Here is a 16,951-nt window from a genome sequence, read left to right on the forward strand (position 1 = left end):
GATGTCCCCTGATGGGAGTTGGGCTTTCTGATATAGAAAACGCCATTGGCGCTGTAGGACGGCTCGGTGCATCATCGCCTGTAATACTGGGAAATCTTGTTCTGACAGGAATTGAGGTTCCTGACTCGCTACAGGTCGGCGGTCGCCAGATGCTGGTTGTGCATCGCTTGCCTGGCGGTGGGAAAGTTGTTGATGCTCTGGGAAATGACCCGGGGCGTCTGGAACTTAAGGGGCGTTTTCTTGGACCGGACGCGCAGATGCGAGCGCAGGCGGTTGAGCGTATGAGAATGGTGGGACAGCAGGTCGTCTTTTCAGCGGCCGGTCTTTCCGTACAGGTCTGGATTGCCCAGTTTAATTATGTCTATCAGGCCAAAGGAGCCGTCTGCTCCTACACGTTGATTCTTGAACGGCCCCAGGAAACGACGTCCACGCAGGCTTCAAGTACCTTATCCGGAGTTCTGGGAGAAGATGTCGGGAGTGCTCTGGACAGTTTCTCGGGCGTCGTTTCCGAGGTTTCCGAGGGCTTATTTGCGGCAGCAGGACAAGTATCCTCTGTGGTCGGTCAGGTCATGCCTCTGGCCAGCCTGATCGGTGTGGGAGGATTTGCTGCAAAGGTGACCGATGCTCTAGGAACTGTTGGGAGCGTGGCACAAAGTGGAATGAATCTTGCGGCTGTGCCTTCAGCCCTTACCTCTGTTGCCGGAGGTCTGGAAAGTGCCGGGAATGGCCTGAATTCCCTTATTGCAGGTACAGGACAAAATATTGAAGCTATTCAGCCGGTCAACAGCGTTTCTCTAAATGCGCTGGGGCAGAATGCAGCATTATTGAGTGCCGCGGCGGATGCAGGCGGCCTCGTTAACCGGGCGGTGGCGAATATTTCACTATCGCAAGGGCAAGAGATGTCTCCCCCGTCTGTTTTCGCGTGAGGAAATAATGCAGGATTTTATTGTTAGTGCTGCGGATATTTCTCTGTTTCATGTGGCCGCGCGCGAACTGGGGGATGCTTCCCAATGGTGGAGAATTGCGCAGGTTAATGGGATGACGGATCCGGATCTGGGAAGAATTTCCCAGACAGTGGTTCTGAAAATTCCATCGATTGAACAAGATCTGACATCTGGTTTGCCGGATGGAGCGGGTGAATGAGTTTCAGAACTTTTGAGGCTCAGGTTCTTTTTGACGGTGAGGTGGACCCCGCTCTTGCGCTTGCTCAGTTCGAAATTGATTCCAGCCGGTATGAGGCGTGTGATGTGGCTTCACTCTGTTTCGCTGTCAGAAAACAGGGAAAGCAGAATCTGTGGTTCGACGCGGAACAGCCTGAGCGAAAATGGGTCGCGGTGAAGATGCGTGATGTCAGCGGTACCGATCCGGGATGGACGACGCTCTTTGAAGGGTGGCTCGATCACATTGAGTATGCGGCAGAAAATGCATATCTGGAGATGGAGTGCCGGGATGCGCTGGCGGCGCTGATGGATCTGCGTGTTCAGGATGCATGGCTCAATCACACCCAGCAGGAACTGCTGGAAATCATGGCGCAGGCTGCGGGACTGGACGCAAGGGTCTTGCTGCCTTCGGATCAGGCCACTCTCATGGCGGGACAGTTCTGGCAGATCGAGCATAAACGCGGTGCCCTAATGGGACAGCATCGTTTTCAGACGGCTGCGGATCTGGCTTTTACCATCGCCCGGGACGCATTTTGCGATCTGTATGCAAAAGGAACGTCCATGGTCTGTGAGCCGCTGGGGTCTTCTTCTGACGTTGGTGCTAAAGTGACTGATATGCGCCGTAATGTTCTTGAGACGAATATTGCAAGAGATTTGCAGCTTTTGTCCGGGGTGGTTGTGCATATGGCTTCATGGGACTCCAGGCAACGAAGTACGACGCATGTTTATTACGATGGGGTTTCATTTTATCAGGATGCGCCGACAGGAAACTCGGTTATCCATACGTTCCGTATTCCTGGACGTCGGTCTGAGGAATTACAGCGACTGGCGCGCGGAAAGTATGCACGGATTTCGGCTCATGCTCTTTCTGTTCGGATCAGAATGCCGGGTGTAATCGGGATTGTTCCTAGAGATTTCATGACGGTCGTTATGGGGGCTCAGGAGAAAACGTTGGGAATCGATCAGGTTATTTCACGCTTTTCTGCTGAAAAAGGGTTTGTGCAGGACGTTGTTCTCAGGGATCGCGGAGGAAAGGCATGATAGATGGCCGTTTTGATGCGGCTGTGGTGCAGGGACGGACCGCGCATACGATGTTTGGCATCGTGTCAGCAGTCGATCCTGTCAATCATGCCGTAAAAGTCCGGATACAGCCTGAAAATGTAGAGACTGGCTGGATCCCGGATGCAGGGAGCGTGCATGCGGGGGATTTGCGGGTTTCCTGCCCGTCTTCGCCAGGAACTCACGTTATTTTGCAGCCGGTTGAAGGCGATGGTGAACACCTGGTTGTGACGGGATGTATCTTCGATACGGTGGTGATGGCACCTGTTTCCCCTTTGACGGGAGCTGTGGCGCAACCAGGCGAGTTTCTGGTGAGGGGCGGCAGCGGGCGCCCTCCAGTATCATCCTCGGGAGCTGTTGGAGTATCGTCTTCGGAAGCTGGCTGGTTGCATGTCGGTTCGGATTGTCTCGCTGTGGGAGCGGGGAATGCGCAGATTGTTCTCAAAGATGGTGAAATAAAATTTTCGGTAGGCAACACCTCCGTCACGCTGACGTCTACTGGACTGAAAGTTGCCGGCGGGGATGTTCAGACTGACCAGCATTCTCTTAATCAACATATCCATTTGGTGGGAAGTCAGAAGACAGAGGGACCGCTTGGATGATTGGGCTTTCACATATTTTTGGAAATGATCTGCTTCTGGAGGCGGGCGCTCTTCAAACGGTGTCAGGTACGGAACTGACGAGACAAGCGTTGCTGAGACGTCTTCTGACAGTTGCGGGTGATTATATCTGGCAGCTTGATTATGGCGTCGGACTGCCTCTCATGGTCGGGCAGGTAATCGCGCCGGAAGCTATGGAATCTGTCATACGGGTGCAGGTTCAAGCTGATGCCGGAGTTGATTCGTCGCAGGCTGTGAATGTCCAGGTCGAGGACAGGGGAAACGGTGTTTGCAGATGTGACATTTCCTATGTCGACGCCGGGTCCGGTCAGCAGCAGCAGTTGTCATTTTCCTACTGAAATTATGAGAGCGGCACATTACTCAACCGCTCCACGAGGATGCGATGTCTCTCTCCTTACGTTCTTTTTCCACGACTGTTTCAACTGCTGTCACCACCGCGCAGGCATCCTGTTCGCAACTGCTTGATGTGTCCGTTGGATCTCCTGTCCGTGCGTTGATGGAAAGTGTCGGTGGTGTGGGGCTGTGGCTGCAGTATCTGGTGCTGCAGTTTCTGCTGAAGACCCGGCTGGCAACATCTGTGGGGTCTGATTGCGATAGTTTTGTTAACGATTTTGGTATGACCCGACTGGCTGGAACGCCGTCGACAGGATTGGTGACGTTTGCATCGTTTACCGCCAGTGACCAGTCCGCGGTTGTTCCGCCGGGGGTCATTGTTCGCACCGTAGGTGGTATTTCGTTTGCCGTAACGAAGGATCAATCCCTTTCTGCCTGGTCTGAATCCGCAGGCGGATATGTTCGGGCTGCTGGTGTTTCCAGCCTGTCGGTACCAGTTGCATGTCAGGTTGCTGGTGCCTCAGGGAATGTATCGATCGGGGCGATCTGTCTCATGGGTACGGCAGTATCTGGCCTTGATACCGTAACGAATCCTGCTGCTTTCCTGAATGGTTCGGATCAGGAGACGGATGCGCAGTTGAGAACGCGGTTTCCGCTCTGGCTTGCTGCCAAAGCTTCTGCAAGCCGGGCAGCAGTTGGGAATGCGATTGCCAATGTCCAGTCTGATTTAAGCTATTCATTGCGTGATGGTATCGATGCGGCGGGCGTGGCAAGGAGCGGGTATTTCACGGCTGTTATTAACGACGGAAGTGGCGTCCCATCGGATCAGCTTTTGTCCGAAGTTTATGGTGTGATTGAGACGGTCCGCGCGCTGGGGGTCGGGTTTGGTGTGCAGGCGCCTCAGGTTCTGAGCATCAGTGTTTCCATGGATGTCGTGGTGCCTTCTTCGGTACCGGTCCAACAGGCAGAGAGTGCCATTCAGTCGGTGATAGCGCAGGATATTGCTTCAATGGCTGTTGGCGACGGCTACCCTTACAGTCGTCTGTCTTATCTGGCCTATGTAGGAGCAGGCGTTTCAGTATCGTCGGTTCTGAATGTGCGTCTGAATGGAGAGCAGGCCGATATTCCTGCAAATGGCAATCAGGCGCTTGTTGTCGGAAGCATTCAGATCAATGTCACTCAGGGCTGAGAATCCGGAATCTGGCTCTATCGAAAAGGATGAGGAATTCTCATGGCTGTTTTTAATACTTATCCAAAACTTGAGTCCCTGACGGGAGAAGAAGTTCTTGTTCTGGCAGATGCCACCGGCACCCGAACAGTCACCGCCACTGTATCTCAGGTAATTGAAGCTCCTGTAACCATTGAGGCCAGTGGTCAGTTTTACTCCGACAAGGGGGCGCAGATAAAACGGTTTGCGGATCGGCTTCTGGTGGGTGTTGCTGCGGAAAACCCTGCTTTGAGTGATCGTGCCAGTTCTTCGCAATATGACTGGCTCTCCGAGACGATGGCGGCAACGTCCATTGGTCCCTGGGCGTTGCAGGATGCACAATGCGCCTCCGTTGCCCAGTTCGGAAACAGTGCCTTTGTAGCGGGTTCGCGAACGTCGGATGCGTTGAGCGGAGCCTCAGTTCTCGGTTTTCAACCCAGCACTATCGGGGTCGCATCATGGGGGATTGCTGATGATACTACCAATCCTACGACGACGACGGCCTATGCTTATTATGGCGAGGCCTGGCGCATGTCGGGAGTGGATTATCAGCCCACTTTCGGGATGGAGCTCGAAGCGGTCAATTTTGGTGGCCTTGCTGTGGGGCAGTCGACGCCTTATGCGCCCAATGTTGGAGGGGGGGTCTACGGTATCCAGCTTGGTGCGGGCGGAGGGCAGACATCCGGAACATCGGATGCTGCGGCAGGGCTGGTCTTTGTCTCAAATCCTAATTCTTGGCAGACCGGAATTGTCTTTGGTGCCCAATCACTGACCGGGACCGATGGTAAAGACACAGGATACGCATCGGCAGTTTCCTTGTCTCGCAATCAGGCCATCGAATGGCATACCCCCGAGACTGTTTCAGGGGTGGCGGGAGCGAACGTTGGAGCGTTCATCCGTTCCACTGTTACGGAACGCTCCAATGGCACGCGACAGGAATTTACGGATAACGGGATCCTGTTCTCCAATATCGATGGTGAAACGCTTTTCTCGGTCTCCAGTATTGCAAGCCCGACAAACGCTCTGCAGGTTCAGGCAGGGGCGGGAACACAGGCTGCGGGTCTCTATGTTCAGGAGGGAACGGGCGGTTCCGGAAATCTGGGGCTCTTTCCTGCAAGTGGAGGGGAGTTGCAGATAACGTCTCCGGTTACGGGGGTGGGCGGTACGATGCCGACCGTAGCTGATGGAGGCTTCCTCCATATCAACATCAATGGTTCTGATTATCGTATTCCGCTGATGGGTCCCACTCAGGTCGGAGGATGACGGCATGGGTATTCTTTATGATGAAGACAGGAATATCCTGCGGGCTTCGGATGGCAGCATTCTTTTTGATACTGGTCCTTCTCCGGGATCAGTAGACGATTTTGCAGGCAGACTGAGACGACTGCTCCCTGCAGGATGGTTTCCGCCGGAAGCTCAGGGGCTCGATGAAGAAGCTGCCCCTGTGCTGGCTGCTCTCCTGAAAGGTTTTGGTACTGTTCTGGCCGGGATCTGGCAGTTGATGCTGGAATGCTCGCAGCAGATGCGTCTGGCGACGATGAGCGGCGCTTTCCTGGATATGGCGGCTGAAGACTATTTTGGTGAAAGCGGTCTGGTGAGACAGACTTCGGAACCGGATATTTTATATCGTCGACGTATCCGGGCCTCCCTTTTTGCCGAGCGCAATACACGTCAGGCTGTGACGAATGCGATCATGGCCGTAACGGGTGTGCAGCCGGTGATTATTGAAACGATGAACGCCGCAGACTGCCATGCTCTGGCCTGCATGCCGTCTCCCGCGATGGGAGGCGGATATGGTTACGGTGCGGCTGGCCTGCGTTACGGAAGTCTGCTGGGTGGTCAGTTTTTTGTAGAAACGCAGTTGGGAAAAGCCGCGGACCTGGCAGTTATCTGCCGCGCCGTCGATCAGACGGCAGCCATGGGCGTTACCGGCTGGATCAAGGTGAAGAATTAATGGATCGGGCAATCGTTTATGCGGGATCAATCCCGCTTGATACTGATCTCCTGCGTGCTGGCCGTTACACCAAAGCCGCGTTCGGAAATCTGGCATCAATGCTGTATGGCTCCAACGTGGCTGCCGCTTCGGGGCTGGGATATGCAGTCTCTTCTAGCACGTTGAGCCTGACGATCTATGCGGGCTCCATCATTGCCCCGGGCGTCATGGATGTTTCTACAATCGGAGGTAACGGAGGGGGGCTGGGGGCGGACACAACCGCCGTGACCTGTCAATACTGCAGCCCTGCAGCCCAGACGGTTACGCTGCCCGGAACGGGAAATACCTATACGGTTTATGCCGTCTGTTCGGAGCAGGATGCCGATCCGACAGTGTTGCCGTTTTTCAATGCCAGCAATCCTTCCCAGACACAGGCGGGTATCAGAAACAGCGGTGGTGCTTTGCCGGTCAGACGGTCAGGCGTGATTACTTTGGTGGCTGCAACAACTCCCCCGATTGCTCCAGTTGGCGGCTATGTGGTGGCTCTGTATACGATTGTGGTGCCTCAGGGGGCTACTAGTCTTGCGGGTGTCACGGTGCAGCCAGGGCAGATTTTCTGGCCAACCATCCCTGAACTTGCAACGCAGGCTCTTCTCAAGGCGTCTACGGAACCCATGACCCTTGTGACGGGTAACGGGTCGATTTTGGTTCCTGCCTGGGCATCCCGTGTGGAGTTGCGTGTCATTGGCGGTGGCGGCGGTGGTGCAGGCTCGCAGGCGACGACGACAGCCAGTTCATTCTCGGGTGCAGGCGGCGGCGGCGGCGGTGACGCCTGGGGAATTTATGTGGTCAGCCCAAATCAAGGAAATGGACTGGCAATTACCGTTGGCAATGGGGGAGAGTCCGAACAGACAGGAGGAACCTCGCTGGTCAGTTATAACGGACAGACTCTTTTGCAGGCTGAAGGTGGTCAGGGAGGAACATTTTATTCCACTACCGGATCAGCGGGTGGTGTCGGAGGAAATGCCTCCGGTGGCACAGTCTGGAATCAGAGCGGTACGTCCGGGGGGGACGGGCAGTGTAACGCCTATACATTTTCCGGATATGGAGGAGATGGCCCGTGGGGTGGAGCAGGGCGTTGCGGCAATCAGGGAGGCCGAAACGCCACACGTTATGGAGCGGGTGGAGGTGGGTCCTATTCAGCGACTGCCGATGGCACCGTCTCTGGTGGTGGGGCAGGATATCAGGGCTGTGTCCTGTATCGTTTCCTACCCTAAAAAACGTAGAGAGGGCTGATCAGTGCGTCGTAGCACTGTCTTTTGAAGGTAACTGTAACGTTCCCGGTTGGGGGGAATGCTGCGTATCGGAGGATGTTTCGGCATCTGTTCCCGTTGGGAAAATGGCGTCCGGACCGTTTGCGGTTGCAATCGGGGAGGTGGCTTTTCCTCCGCCGGCAGAAGTATTGAATGACGTATTCGTTGTCTGCGGAGCGGGTGCCGTCGATTGCCCGGTACCAGGGACTCCAAGTGTCTGTTGCTGTACACCACCATTGACAAGAGGTGTCCCTGTGGCATCCGTCATCCAGGACATGAGCTTTTTGCGGATTTGAAATTCCAGTTCCACATTCATGTCCTGCATCATCTGGCTGGTCAGATTGTACAGTTCCCTGCGAGACGTCGGATCGCGATCTCCCGTGTCCAGTTTGCGCGTGATGCGTGCATGCACAAATCCTGTGTGCTGGTTTCCGGCATCAGCGACGTTCAGCTGAACATCCATGGCACCTGTTATCGCATTGTCGCCAGCACGATTCAGGTAGGCCTGCTTGATGATGAAATCTGCCTTTCCGGAAACGCCGCTGGCCACCAGACGCTGCGCAGCCATGGCTTTCAATGCTTCGTCCGGGGCAATGGGTGCCTTGGCCGACAGGGAGTCTGGCGTTGCAGGCGCTTCATCATGAACATCCACAGAGCCCACGTTCAGGTGGATCTGGGAGAGATAGCCGTAGTCGAGAGGCGGAAAAGACTGCTCCGCATCGCCATCAGAGCATGCGCCAACACTCAAAGAGAGCGCCAAGGCTCCCAGACCGCTCCAGTAACGTAAACGCATATCCGTCTCCTAAGGAAGCTCACTGACGCCCGAAAAGGGATTTGATACGATTCTTAAGGCCTTGCTTAGCTGGCTGAGGCTGAGGCTGAGGCTGAGGCTGAGGCTGAGGAGCGGAAGCCTTGTCTAGAGAGCGGGCCTCCTGATCTTTCAGGGGGGATATAGGAGAATGCGAGAGCTGGTTCTCTCGGTTCTGTTCGGCAGCGACGTCGCCAGAAAAACTCTCAGCAGGCGTCAGCTTCAGACCTGAAGCCTGCCCCACACCGAAATCCTCTGCTTTGAATGGTTTGGCCTCGCGAATAAGCGTGACATGCTCAGGATGACGAGCATACCAGCTCAGAACAAGTCCGGGAATGACGGCCGCGCCCGGATCGTCGCTGATCAGTAATGGAGCGTCTGGATAGTAAAACGACGGACGGCTGTCTGGAAGGTTGTCATTCCAGGCGAGATAGAAAACCGTTCCGTCGTCCTGAAATCGGCTGATACTCAGGTTATCCGCCTGAAACGTGATCTGCGCCAGGAGTGGCAAGGCCGTAAAAGGTGATGAAACGATCAACGGCCCATTTTTGCGTCCGCTTTCACGCTGGGCGGACAGAAGGGCTGTCATCCGGTTTTCGGCAATCCGTCGACCATTCTGACAGACAAGGGCTTCTCCGCTGTCAGCATGACCGGATGCGAGTAACAGCGTGTGAGGCGCAAAACCGCCCAACCATGAACCTGAGAGTTCGTTGACGGCAATTTCGGGAAGGCTGCCACAAGATGGTGCCTCCCCCTCAGGCAGAACTGCGCCTAAAACTCCCGTTGCCAAAGGCCAGAAAACAGGATCCATGGCTTTTAGAAGTCGGGCCTGTACAGACGGTTCCAGGGCAAGGAGATGGCTCGCCGTGTAATCATCTCCTTCAAGCCACCAGCACGCTTTCCGACCGGTCTCCTCCTCGGCAAAAACCATGACAGTGAAATCGTCCGCGACTGGTGTCCGACTGGCAGGGCTCCAGCCGGGATAAAGCTGCTCGACTGGAAAGCCATCGAGCTTCACACCATCAAGCAGGGGCAGCGTCATGCAGTCCGTTCTCCCAGTTCCCCGCGCGTAAAGCGGAAACCGACATTGCAGAATTCACAGTTCATCGTGATGGCGCCATTTTCGACCATGTGGTCGAGGTCGTCTTCCGGGAATGTCTCCAGAACGGAGGCCAGCCTCGCCCGGCTGCACCGGCAGCCATAAGCCAGGGCGCGCGGCGTTCCTACGCGGACGTCCAGCGTGCCGAAAAGCCGTTGGATCAGGCGCTCGTTGGACAGGTCCGGATCAAGGATTTCCTGCTCCGTCACTGTCGTGGCCAGCGTACAGGCAGTTTCCCAAGCATCCTCATCCTGTTCGGACGCCTCGACCCCGCCTTCTGCCGCGATCCGCTCCAGAACAAGCGCCCCGGCCTTCCATCCATCGGCCGATTTCGCACAGAACAGCCGGATCCAGCAGTCATGCTGCTCGCTGGTCTGGAAATAGTTCACGGCCATGTCCGCCAGCGTCGTGCCGGTCAGATTCACGATGCCCTGATGCCGGTCCATGTCCGGCCCCTGGTCAATGGTGAACGCCATGTAGCCGTCCCCCAGAAGGCTCTTGGCCGTCTCAGGGAGGGCATCCCGGTCCACATCCTCGCGCAGACGTGCGAAGAACCGCAGATCCCCGCTGTCTGTGGCATCCGTCACCAGCATTGAAACCGGACCGTCGCCCTTGATCTGGAGGGAAAAGGCCCCCTTGAACTTTAGGGCCGACACCATGGCCGCCACGAGGGCCAGTGCCTCTCCCCCAAGCTGCGAAACCGCATCGGGATTGTCATGCCGCGACAGGATGGCATCTGCCAGAGGCCCAAGCCGCACCAGACGTCCCCGGACCGGGGAGCGTTCCAGATAAAAGGGCGTAACGCCGCCCGAGACGACCATGTTCGGAACGTCAGGTCGGTTCGTGTCGAGGAAAGGTGGTGTATCCATCAACCGTTTTCTTTCCCAAGAGCCCAGAGCAGCAGGCCCTTCTGCGTGTGCAGGCGGTTTTCCGCCTCATCGAAGACAACGGACGCCTGGCCTTCAAAGACCTCCGGCGTCACTTCCTCTCCGATATGGGCAGGCAGGCAGTGCAGGAACAGGGCATCGGGCGCAGCTTTTGCCATCAGCGCCGTATCGACCTGATAGGGCTGGAACACCTTGAGGCGCGTTTCACGGTCCTTGTCCCCCATGCTGACCCAGGTATCCGTCAGCACTGCATCCGCGCCCGTGACGGCTTCCGCGGGGTCACGGAAGATCTCGATCGTCGCACCATGGGCCCTTGCCCACGCCACGGCGTCCGGATTGGGCGCGAACCCTTCCGGCGTTGCCAGACGGACATTGAAGCCCAGCAGGGCCGCGCCTTCCATCAGGGATGTCGCGACGTTGTTGCCGTCCCCGATCCAGGCCAGCGTTTTGCCGCGGATCGGCCCGCGATGTTCCTCGAACGTTAGGACATCCGCCAGAATCTGGATCGGATGGGAGACGGGCGTCAGGCCGTTGATGACCGGAACCGAGCTCCATTCCGCCAGTTCGCGCAGATTGGCGTCATTCCCGGTCCGCAGCACTATCACGTCCAGAAAGCGCGACAGGACGCGGGCCGTGTCGGCCACCGTCTCGCCCCGGCCAAGCTGCATGTCGCCCGGCGAAAGGACTGAAACGGACCCGCCAAGTTGCCCCATCCCGACCTCGAACGACACGCGGGTGCGCGTCGAAGGCTGGGCGAGGATCAGGCCGAGGGTACGGCCTTCCAGCGGGCGATCCGGATGCAGAGGCTGACGCCGCCCGTTCTGCATGGCCTTGACCTTCGCTGAAAGGTCGATGATCTGCCTGATGATTTCGGGGCTGAAATCGCGCAGATCCAGAAAGTGCCGGGGGGATGTTGTCGCGCTCACGATACTTTCTCCTGCGCGGCAGAGGCTTTCAGGGACAGGGCGGCCTTCAGCAGCCGCTCGCAGGCCTCACGGCATTCGGCTTCTGTGACGATCAGCGGCGGAACAAGACGCAGCACATTGTCCCCCGCGCCTACTGTCAGGAGTCCCTGATCCAGAACGGCCTGCATGACGTCAGCGACCGGCGGCACACAGTGCAGGCCGCGCATCAGTCCAAGACCGCGGACATTGTCGAAAACGCCTTCCGAGCGGCTGACAACGTCTTCCAGCATCTTGCCGAACGCGTCTCCGACCGTGCGAACATGCTCCAGAAAGTCGGGGCTCAGGATTTCTTCCAGAACGGTAACCCCGGCTGCGCAAGCCAGCGGATTGCCGCCAAAGGTCGTCCCGTGGGAGCCCGGTGTCAGGTGTCGCGCCAGCTCTTCCGTCGCAAGAACGGCGCCAAGCGGGAAGCCACCGCCAATGCCTTTGGCCACTGAAATCACGTCCGGACGGATGCCATACCATTCATGTGCAAATAGCTTGCCCGTCCGGCCAACGCCCGTCTGGACTTCATCAAAACCCAGATACAGCCCGTATTCGTCACAGACGGCGCGCAGCCCTTCCATGAACTCGCGCGTTGCGGGCTTGATACCGCTCTCGCCCTGAACAGGCTCGACGATGATGCCCGCCGTGTGCGGCGTAATGGCCTCACGCAGCGTGTTGGTGTTGTTGAACGGCGCATGGTCGAACCCTTCCACCACAGGGCCAAAGCCCTTCTGATAGGCGGGATTGCCCGTCGCCGAGATCATGGCGAGCGTCCGGCCGTGGAAGGCCCCGTCAAAGCACAGGATGCTGGTCCGCTCCGGATGCCCGTTCTCGAACTGGGCGCGGCGGATCATCTTGACCATGCCTTCATTGGCCTCGGCGCCCGAATTGCAGAACAGCACGGAATCCGCGAACGTATTCTGCACCAGCAGTTCCGCCAGCGCCTCCGCCTGCGGAACCCGGTACAGGTTCGAGACATGCATGACCTTCGCGGCCTGTTCCGCAATGGTTTTAACCAGTTTCGGATGGGCATGTCCCAGCGAAGTCACGGCAATGCCGGCCCCGAAATCCAGATATCGTCGCCCGTTCGTCGCCGTCAGCCAGACGCCTTCGCCCTGCTCGAAAGCGAGGTCGGCACGTTTGTAATTCGGCATCAGCGCGGGGATCATGATGGATCTCTGAATATCTGGTTGAAAACGAAACGGTTTATGCGGAATCGCAAAACCCTGCTCCGGTTGCCCGGAGCAGGGCTTCAAATTCCGCCCGTGCATAGTGAAGGGCAGAACGGGGTTCCGTCAAACCCCGGCGTGCCGGAATGTGGCGGTCAACACGGCAGATCAGACCCGTTGATACAGCAGATCCCGTGCCAGCCAGCACCCGACCCGCACTGCCGTCACGCTGCCGCCCTGCCGCTCGAATGCCAGGGTCCAGTCTCCGGGAGCCGTGTGATCGAGTGCGCGCGGGCAGGGCAGAACCCACACATCCTTTGCCAGACGCTGGAGCATTTCCATTCGTCCATCGCCTAGGATTCCCGAAAAGCCGCCATAAACTACGCCACCCGCCAGTGTGATGGTGACTTCGGCTTCGTCCAGCTCCTCGCAGCGATAGACGCCAGCCAGTTCGGCAATATCCTCGCCGGGCGTCTCGTCACAGCGCATGAGGAGGCTCGTCCGGTTTTCTCCCGGGCGCTCCACCACGACTTCCGGCCCCTCCGCAGTCTCCTGAGCCTTTACGACGACGGATCCCGCTTCGGCCCGCGTTGCCGAAATCCCTTCCAGAGCCTCCGGCACCATCAGATAGCGCAGCGTTGCTCCACCAGGTGCAGGTTCGATTCGGGCCGACAGTCCCGTCTCCCGCTCCAGATAGGTCCCATACAGCGCAGTCGGAGGCTGCGTGCTGCGGTCCGGCTCATAGGGAACGCCCAGAGCCGCTGCCAGAATCTGCGCCGCCGCAACCTGTGCTGCGCTCATGTGATTGAACATTACCACGACTGACAGACGCTCGGACGCGACGTGCAGTCGATGGGAGCGCCAGCCCCGCAACGCGCCGCCATGCATCGTCACATCCCGTCCGAACATCGTGCTGCGTTGCAGGCCGAATCCATAAGGCGCGGCCTGACCGTCGCTGAACGTCACCGGCGCGGTCAAACGCCGGTACAGACTGTCCGGCGCTTCACGTGTGGCATCAATGAACCGCTCCCAGGCGATCATGTCTTCCAGAGACGCCCCAAGCCCGGCATCTCCCGTCCAGATGACATTGTTGACCGCCGGGCGGAAACCGCTCTCCACGGTTCCTTCATAGCCGACTGTCCCATCCGGCATGGCACGCGTATCGGCGGCCAGAATGGCGCGTTCCATGCCCACCGGATTGAAAATGGATGTCTGGAGCAGTTCGGCAAAGCTGCGTTCTGTCCGGTCCTGAAGAATGTCGGAAATCAGCCGGAAATTCTGGTTTACATAGGAATAGGACGTGCCGGGCTGAAACTGGAGCGTCCGCGTTCCCTCAATGACACGCCGGGCCTCGCGGTCTCCGAAATCCCCTTCGATGGGCGCGCCATGCAGCATCGCTACGGCCCAGTAATCCCGCAGGCCCGACTGGTTATGCGCCAGATGCAGCATTCCCGGCGAAGGCTCGTCGAGCTGCGGCAGCCGCGCATCCACATCCGCGTCCAGCTCCGACGGATCGTCATACAGATCCAGCAGCGTGCCGCAGGTGAACTGTTTGGTGATGGAGCACATGCGAAACAGCGTGGAAGGCGTGAACGGAATGCGCCGCTCCACATTCGCATAGCCCCAGCCATGCCGGACCAGAACCTCACCGTCCTTCAGAACGGCCACAGCCCCGCCGGGGCCGGGAAAGCGGGCAGGGAGGGCGGAGATGGCCGCTTCAACGCGGGTAAAAAGTGAATCACTCATGGATGGAATGATGGCTCCAGACCGTCTTGCCGTAAATGCCTTTCACCCTGCATAGTTGTCCCATCATGGAGGACAATCCCGCCCCGCCCCCCGTTCCGGATGCCGCGTCCCTGCGTGAGGCCGCGCTGGCGCATCTCGCCCGCTTCGCCACGACCGAACAGGGCCTGCGTCAGGTGCTGGATCGTCGCTTGCGCCGCTGGGGCGTTCGCGCTTCCCGGGCGGGGCTGCCAAACGAAGATATCGAATCCGCTATTGCGGCTGTCCGCCCTGTCATCGATGCAATCGTCGCGTCCATGACCGATCTGGGCGCCGTGGATGATGCAGGTTATGCCCGCAGTCGCGCCACCAGCCTGACCCGCACCGGCCGCTCCCGGCGAGCGGTGGAAGCCCATCTCGCCAACAAGGGTGTCGATCAGGACACGGTCCGCGACGCCCTTAACGACTCGCTGGGCGAACGCTCGGACAGCACCGCACGGGAAGCGGAACTCGCGGCCGCCCTCGTTCTGGCCCGCAAACGCCGCCTCGGCCCGTTCCAGAGGCCCGACCGTGAAGACGATGATCCCCTCAGGGGGCTTGGAGTCTTCGCCCGGAACGGCTTTTCACGCGATGTTGCGCAGAGCGTGCTCGACATGGACCCCGATGAGGCAGAAGACCGCATTATCGCCTTCCGGAGTCTGTGAGCATGACATTCCGCTTCCTGCCGCTCGGCCTTCTCGTGATGCTCGCAGCCTGTGGCAACCGCTACGAATACAGCCGCGCCAGCTTTAACGGCCCGTTGCAATGCGCGCCCTATGCCCGCGAACGCACCGGGCTGAAACTGAGAGGAAGCGCGGCTTCATGGTGGGGGCAGTCCAGCGGGCGCTATGCCCACACCCATACGCCCCGTCCCGGAGAAGTACTGGTTTTCCGCGCCACGTCCCGTGTCCCGAGTGGTCATGTTTCCATCGTGCGCCGACAGGTCTCGGATCGCACGATCCTCGTCGATCACGCCAACTGGGAACCTGGACGCATTGATCGCGCCGTTCCCGTCACGGACGTCTCGGCCAGCAATGATTGGACGCAGGTCCGCGTCTGGTGGGCACCGGTTCATGGTCTGGGAAGGCGTTCCTATCCGACTTACGGCTTCATTTCCCCACGGGACAGTGACGACTCTTCCTGAGAGGAACGCTTGCACAATCGTCCAAGCCTTGCCACATGAGGGGAAGCCTTGGCTTTTCGGAGTATACACTATGGGTAGCATGAGCCCCGTTCACTGGCTGATCCTGGCGGTCGTCCTGCTCGTCGTGTTTGGCGGCGGCGGCAAGATCAGCGGCCTGATGGGAGACTTCGCGAAGGGTATCAAGTCCTTCAAGAAGAACATGGCCGACGATGAATCCATGACCACGACGGACGCCCCGCAGTCGCCAGGTCATATTTCTCCGCCGAACCAGAATCCCGGCTATAGCCAGACAACCACCAGCGAAACCCATCGCAACCAGGCCTGATGCAGACTCTCAAGGCTGATGAAAACTGGGGCAATGCCTGCCGTCAGATCGTGCAGGCCGGCCAGCGGATGGACCAGCGTGGCTGGGTGCCGGCAACGGCTGGAAACCTATCCTGCCGCCTGCCTGATGGTCGGATTGCGATCACCCGCTCAGGTGGTCATAAAGGCTTCCTGACGGACAGTGACGTTATCGAGATCACGCCGGATGGCGTGCCGGTCGATCCTGCCAATCGCGCGAGTGCGGAAACGCTGCTGCATACGCAGCTTTACGCCCATGACCCCGCGATCGGCGCCGTTCTGCATGGCCATTCCGTCGCCGCGACCATCCTCTCCATGGATGAACCGTCCGACGCGATCACACTGGCGGGCTATGAAGTCCTCAAGGTCTTCGAAGGCCAGACGACCCACGACACCAGCCTTGAACTGCCCCTGTTTCACAATGATCAGGACATTGCCCGTTTGGCCACAGTCGTCGCCCCAAAGCTTGCGGACATGCGTTTAGGCTATCTGATCCGTGGTCACGGTGTCTATGTCTGGGGTAAGGACATGTTCACGGCTCTTGCGCGCCTTGAGGGGCTTGAGTTCCTATTGGCCTGCGAGCTCGCTCGTCTGCAGAGAAAGGCCTGACCATGAGCCGTCTGACTGTATATCGTGACGATGCCCCCGATACGATCCTGCTGGACGTCACCACACCCGGCGAAATCGCGGAAACCCTGCGTCCTCACAACATCCGTTTCGATCGCTGGTCCGCTCCGGTCACACCGGCCCCCAATGCCCCGACGGAAGAGGTTCTAGAGGTCTATCGCCCCTATCTCGACACACTGATGGGTGAGACAGGCGCAGGCAGTGCGGACGTGGTGCGGATCAACGCGTCCACGCCAAACCTTCCGGAACTCCGGAAAAAGTTTCTGTCCGAGCATACCCACAGCGAAGACGAAGTCCGCTTCTTCGTGCACGGGCAGGGCGCGTTCGTCCTGCATATCCGAGGGCGCGTCTATTCCGTCTTGTGCACCCAAGGGGACCTGATCTCTGTTCCCGCAGGCATCCCGCACTGGTTCGACGCCGGGCCGAATCCGGACGTGGTGGCCCTGCGTGTCTTCACCGACACGACCGGCTGGATCGCGCAATATACCGGCGATGACATCGCCAACCGCTTCCCCGCTGAAGTTCCCTGAAAGTCCCCC

The 16,951-nt window shown here is 58.4% G+C and carries 20 protein-coding genes; 14 read left to right on the forward strand and 6 right to left on the reverse strand.

The genetic code is table 11. From position 1 onward, the window contains the following. Positions 1-11 precede the first annotated feature (11 nt). From GKA01_RS07350 to GKA01_RS07390, 9 genes are read left to right on the forward strand one after another with little or no spacing between them, the layout of a single operon-like run. Positions 12-926 carry a hypothetical protein gene (locus tag GKA01_RS07350; RefSeq protein WP_146860872.1) on the forward strand — a complete coding sequence of 305 codons (915 nt, stop codon included), beginning with the start codon at positions 12-14 and terminating at the stop codon, positions 924-926. A 7-nt stretch (positions 927-933) separates the two neighbouring features. Next, positions 934-1,143 carry a hypothetical protein gene (locus GKA01_RS07355; protein ID WP_146860875.1) on the forward strand — a complete coding sequence of 70 codons (210 nt, stop codon included), beginning with the start codon at positions 934-936 and terminating at the stop codon, positions 1,141-1,143. Further along, on the forward strand, positions 1,140-2,201 hold the full coding sequence (locus GKA01_RS07360; RefSeq protein WP_146860878.1) for a hypothetical protein: 1,062 nt from the start codon (positions 1,140-1,142) through the stop codon (positions 2,199-2,201). Before GKA01_RS07355 ends, GKA01_RS07360 begins: the two co-directional genes overlap by 4 nt. Further along, complete coding sequence (locus tag GKA01_RS07365; RefSeq protein ID WP_146860881.1) at positions 2,198-2,821, forward strand: baseplate assembly protein; 624 nt, start codon at positions 2,198-2,200, stop codon at positions 2,819-2,821. Before GKA01_RS07360 ends, GKA01_RS07365 begins: the two co-directional genes overlap by 4 nt. Further along, complete coding sequence (locus GKA01_RS07370; RefSeq protein WP_146860884.1) at positions 2,818-3,177, forward strand: phage tail protein; 360 nt, start codon at positions 2,818-2,820, stop codon at positions 3,175-3,177. The genes GKA01_RS07365 and GKA01_RS07370 overlap by 4 nt, the downstream gene beginning before the upstream one ends. A 44-nt stretch (positions 3,178-3,221) precedes the next feature. Then, positions 3,222-4,361, forward strand: coding sequence for a baseplate J/gp47 family protein (locus tag GKA01_RS07375; RefSeq protein ID WP_146860887.1), 1,140 nt, complete (start codon positions 3,222-3,224; stop codon positions 4,359-4,361). Between the two features lie 42 nt (positions 4,362-4,403). Beyond that, entirely contained in the window at positions 4,404-5,642 is a 1,239-nt protein-coding gene (locus tag GKA01_RS07380; protein WP_146860890.1) for a hypothetical protein, read from the forward strand. A 4-nt stretch (positions 5,643-5,646) separates the two neighbouring features. Further along, positions 5,647-6,333, forward strand: coding sequence for a hypothetical protein (locus GKA01_RS07385; RefSeq protein WP_146860893.1), 687 nt, complete (start codon positions 5,647-5,649; stop codon positions 6,331-6,333). Continuing rightward, entirely contained in the window at positions 6,333-7,589 is a 1,257-nt protein-coding gene (locus tag GKA01_RS07390) for a glycine-rich domain-containing protein (RefSeq protein ID WP_146860896.1), read from the forward strand. The genes GKA01_RS07385 and GKA01_RS07390 overlap by 1 nt, the downstream gene beginning before the upstream one ends. 19 nt (positions 7,590-7,608) lie before the next feature. Here the strand turns inward: GKA01_RS07390 and GKA01_RS07395 are convergent, their stop codons facing one another. The 6 genes from GKA01_RS07395 to GKA01_RS07420 all read right to left on the reverse strand — a co-directional run bounded on the left by GKA01_RS07395 (position 7,609) and on the right by GKA01_RS07420 (position 14,284). Then, positions 7,609-8,418 (reverse strand): hypothetical protein, encoded by an 810-nt coding sequence (locus GKA01_RS07395; protein ID WP_146860899.1) that lies wholly within the window; start codon positions 8,416-8,418, stop codon positions 7,609-7,611. 19 nt (positions 8,419-8,437) lie between these two features. Beyond that, positions 8,438-9,475, reverse strand: a complete 1,038-nt coding sequence (locus tag GKA01_RS07400; RefSeq protein WP_146860902.1) for a hypothetical protein — start codon at positions 9,473-9,475, stop codon at positions 8,438-8,440. Next, positions 9,472-10,401, reverse strand: a complete 930-nt coding sequence (gene hslO / locus GKA01_RS07405; RefSeq protein ID WP_194265862.1) for an Hsp33 family molecular chaperone HslO — start codon at positions 10,399-10,401, stop codon at positions 9,472-9,474. Before hslO ends, GKA01_RS07400 begins: the two co-directional genes overlap by 4 nt. After that, a complete protein-coding gene (gene argF, locus GKA01_RS07410) occupies positions 10,401-11,345 on the reverse strand; it encodes an ornithine carbamoyltransferase (RefSeq protein WP_244289180.1) in 945 nt (314 codons plus the stop codon). Before argF ends, hslO begins: the two co-directional genes overlap by 1 nt. Beyond that, positions 11,342-12,538, reverse strand: coding sequence for an aspartate aminotransferase family protein (locus GKA01_RS07415; RefSeq protein ID WP_167495487.1), 1,197 nt, complete (start codon positions 12,536-12,538; stop codon positions 11,342-11,344). The genes argF and GKA01_RS07415 overlap by 4 nt, the downstream gene beginning before the upstream one ends. 168 nt (positions 12,539-12,706) lie before the next feature. After that, entirely contained in the window at positions 12,707-14,284 is a 1,578-nt protein-coding gene (locus tag GKA01_RS07420; RefSeq protein ID WP_146860908.1) for a D-aminopeptidase, read from the reverse strand. Between the two features lie 65 nt (positions 14,285-14,349). Here GKA01_RS07420 and GKA01_RS07425 point away from each other — a divergent pair, with 65 nt between their 5' ends. The 5 genes from GKA01_RS07425 (at position 14,350) to GKA01_RS07445 (ending at position 16,942) form a co-directional block, all read left to right on the forward strand. Continuing rightward, a complete protein-coding gene (locus GKA01_RS07425) occupies positions 14,350-14,964 on the forward strand; it encodes a regulatory protein RecX (RefSeq protein WP_146861079.1) in 615 nt (204 codons plus the stop codon). A 2-nt stretch (positions 14,965-14,966) separates the two neighbouring features. Next, positions 14,967-15,443 (forward strand): CHAP domain-containing protein, encoded by a 477-nt coding sequence (locus GKA01_RS07430; RefSeq protein ID WP_146860910.1) that lies wholly within the window; start codon positions 14,967-14,969, stop codon positions 15,441-15,443. Positions 15,444-15,513: 70 nt separating this feature from the next. Beyond that, the gene (locus GKA01_RS07435) at positions 15,514-15,768 is read left to right on the forward strand and encodes a twin-arginine translocase TatA/TatE family subunit (protein ID WP_146860913.1); all 255 of its coding nucleotides are present in this window, start codon (positions 15,514-15,516) and stop codon (positions 15,766-15,768) included. Next, positions 15,768-16,394: a methylthioribulose 1-phosphate dehydratase gene (locus GKA01_RS07440; RefSeq protein WP_146860916.1), complete on the forward strand. Its 627-nt coding sequence runs from the start codon at positions 15,768-15,770 to the stop codon at positions 16,392-16,394. Before GKA01_RS07435 ends, GKA01_RS07440 begins: the two co-directional genes overlap by 1 nt. A 2-nt stretch (positions 16,395-16,396) precedes the next feature. Beyond that, on the forward strand, positions 16,397-16,942 hold the full coding sequence (locus GKA01_RS07445) for a 1,2-dihydroxy-3-keto-5-methylthiopentene dioxygenase (protein ID WP_146860919.1): 546 nt from the start codon (positions 16,397-16,399) through the stop codon (positions 16,940-16,942). Positions 16,943-16,951 lie beyond the last annotated feature (9 nt).

The sequence above is a fragment of the Gluconobacter kanchanaburiensis NBRC 103587 genome (assembly GCF_007988905.1).
GTDB lineage: Bacteria > Pseudomonadota > Alphaproteobacteria > Acetobacterales > Acetobacteraceae > Gluconobacter > Gluconobacter kanchanaburiensis.

Coding starts and splice junctions, on each gene's coding strand:
- GKA01_RS07350 (WP_146860872.1), top strand. CDS start 12: ATGGGAGTTGGGCTTTCTGATATAGAAAACGCCATTGGCGCTGTAGGA.
- GKA01_RS07355 (WP_146860875.1), top strand. CDS start 934: ATGCAGGATTTTATTGTTAGTGCTGCGGATATTTCTCTGTTTCATGTG.
- GKA01_RS07360 (WP_146860878.1), top strand. CDS start 1,140: ATGAGTTTCAGAACTTTTGAGGCTCAGGTTCTTTTTGACGGTGAGGTG.
- GKA01_RS07365 (WP_146860881.1), top strand. CDS start 2,198: ATGATAGATGGCCGTTTTGATGCGGCTGTGGTGCAGGGACGGACCGCG.
- GKA01_RS07370 (WP_146860884.1), top strand. CDS start 2,818: ATGATTGGGCTTTCACATATTTTTGGAAATGATCTGCTTCTGGAGGCG.
- GKA01_RS07375 (WP_146860887.1), top strand. CDS start 3,222: ATGTCTCTCTCCTTACGTTCTTTTTCCACGACTGTTTCAACTGCTGTC.
- GKA01_RS07380 (WP_146860890.1), top strand. CDS start 4,404: ATGGCTGTTTTTAATACTTATCCAAAACTTGAGTCCCTGACGGGAGAA.
- GKA01_RS07385 (WP_146860893.1), top strand. CDS start 5,647: ATGGGTATTCTTTATGATGAAGACAGGAATATCCTGCGGGCTTCGGAT.
- GKA01_RS07390 (WP_146860896.1), top strand. CDS start 6,333: ATGGATCGGGCAATCGTTTATGCGGGATCAATCCCGCTTGATACTGAT.
- GKA01_RS07395 (WP_146860899.1), bottom strand. CDS start 8,418: ATGCGTTTACGTTACTGGAGCGGTCTGGGAGCCTTGGCGCTCTCTTTG.
- GKA01_RS07400 (WP_146860902.1), bottom strand. CDS start 9,475: ATGACGCTGCCCCTGCTTGATGGTGTGAAGCTCGATGGCTTTCCAGTC.
- hslO (WP_194265862.1), bottom strand. CDS start 10,401: ATGGATACACCACCTTTCCTCGACACGAACCGACCTGACGTTCCGAAC.
- GKA01_RS07415 (WP_167495487.1), bottom strand. CDS start 12,538: ATGATCCCCGCGCTGATGCCGAATTACAAACGTGCCGACCTCGCTTTC.
- GKA01_RS07420 (WP_146860908.1), bottom strand. CDS start 14,284: ATGAGTGATTCACTTTTTACCCGCGTTGAAGCGGCCATCTCCGCCCTC.
- GKA01_RS07425 (WP_146861079.1), top strand. CDS start 14,350: ATGGAGGACAATCCCGCCCCGCCCCCCGTTCCGGATGCCGCGTCCCTG.
- GKA01_RS07430 (WP_146860910.1), top strand. CDS start 14,967: ATGACATTCCGCTTCCTGCCGCTCGGCCTTCTCGTGATGCTCGCAGCC.
- GKA01_RS07435 (WP_146860913.1), top strand. CDS start 15,514: ATGGGTAGCATGAGCCCCGTTCACTGGCTGATCCTGGCGGTCGTCCTG.
- GKA01_RS07440 (WP_146860916.1), top strand. CDS start 15,768: ATGCAGACTCTCAAGGCTGATGAAAACTGGGGCAATGCCTGCCGTCAG.
- GKA01_RS07445 (WP_146860919.1), top strand. CDS start 16,397: ATGAGCCGTCTGACTGTATATCGTGACGATGCCCCCGATACGATCCTG.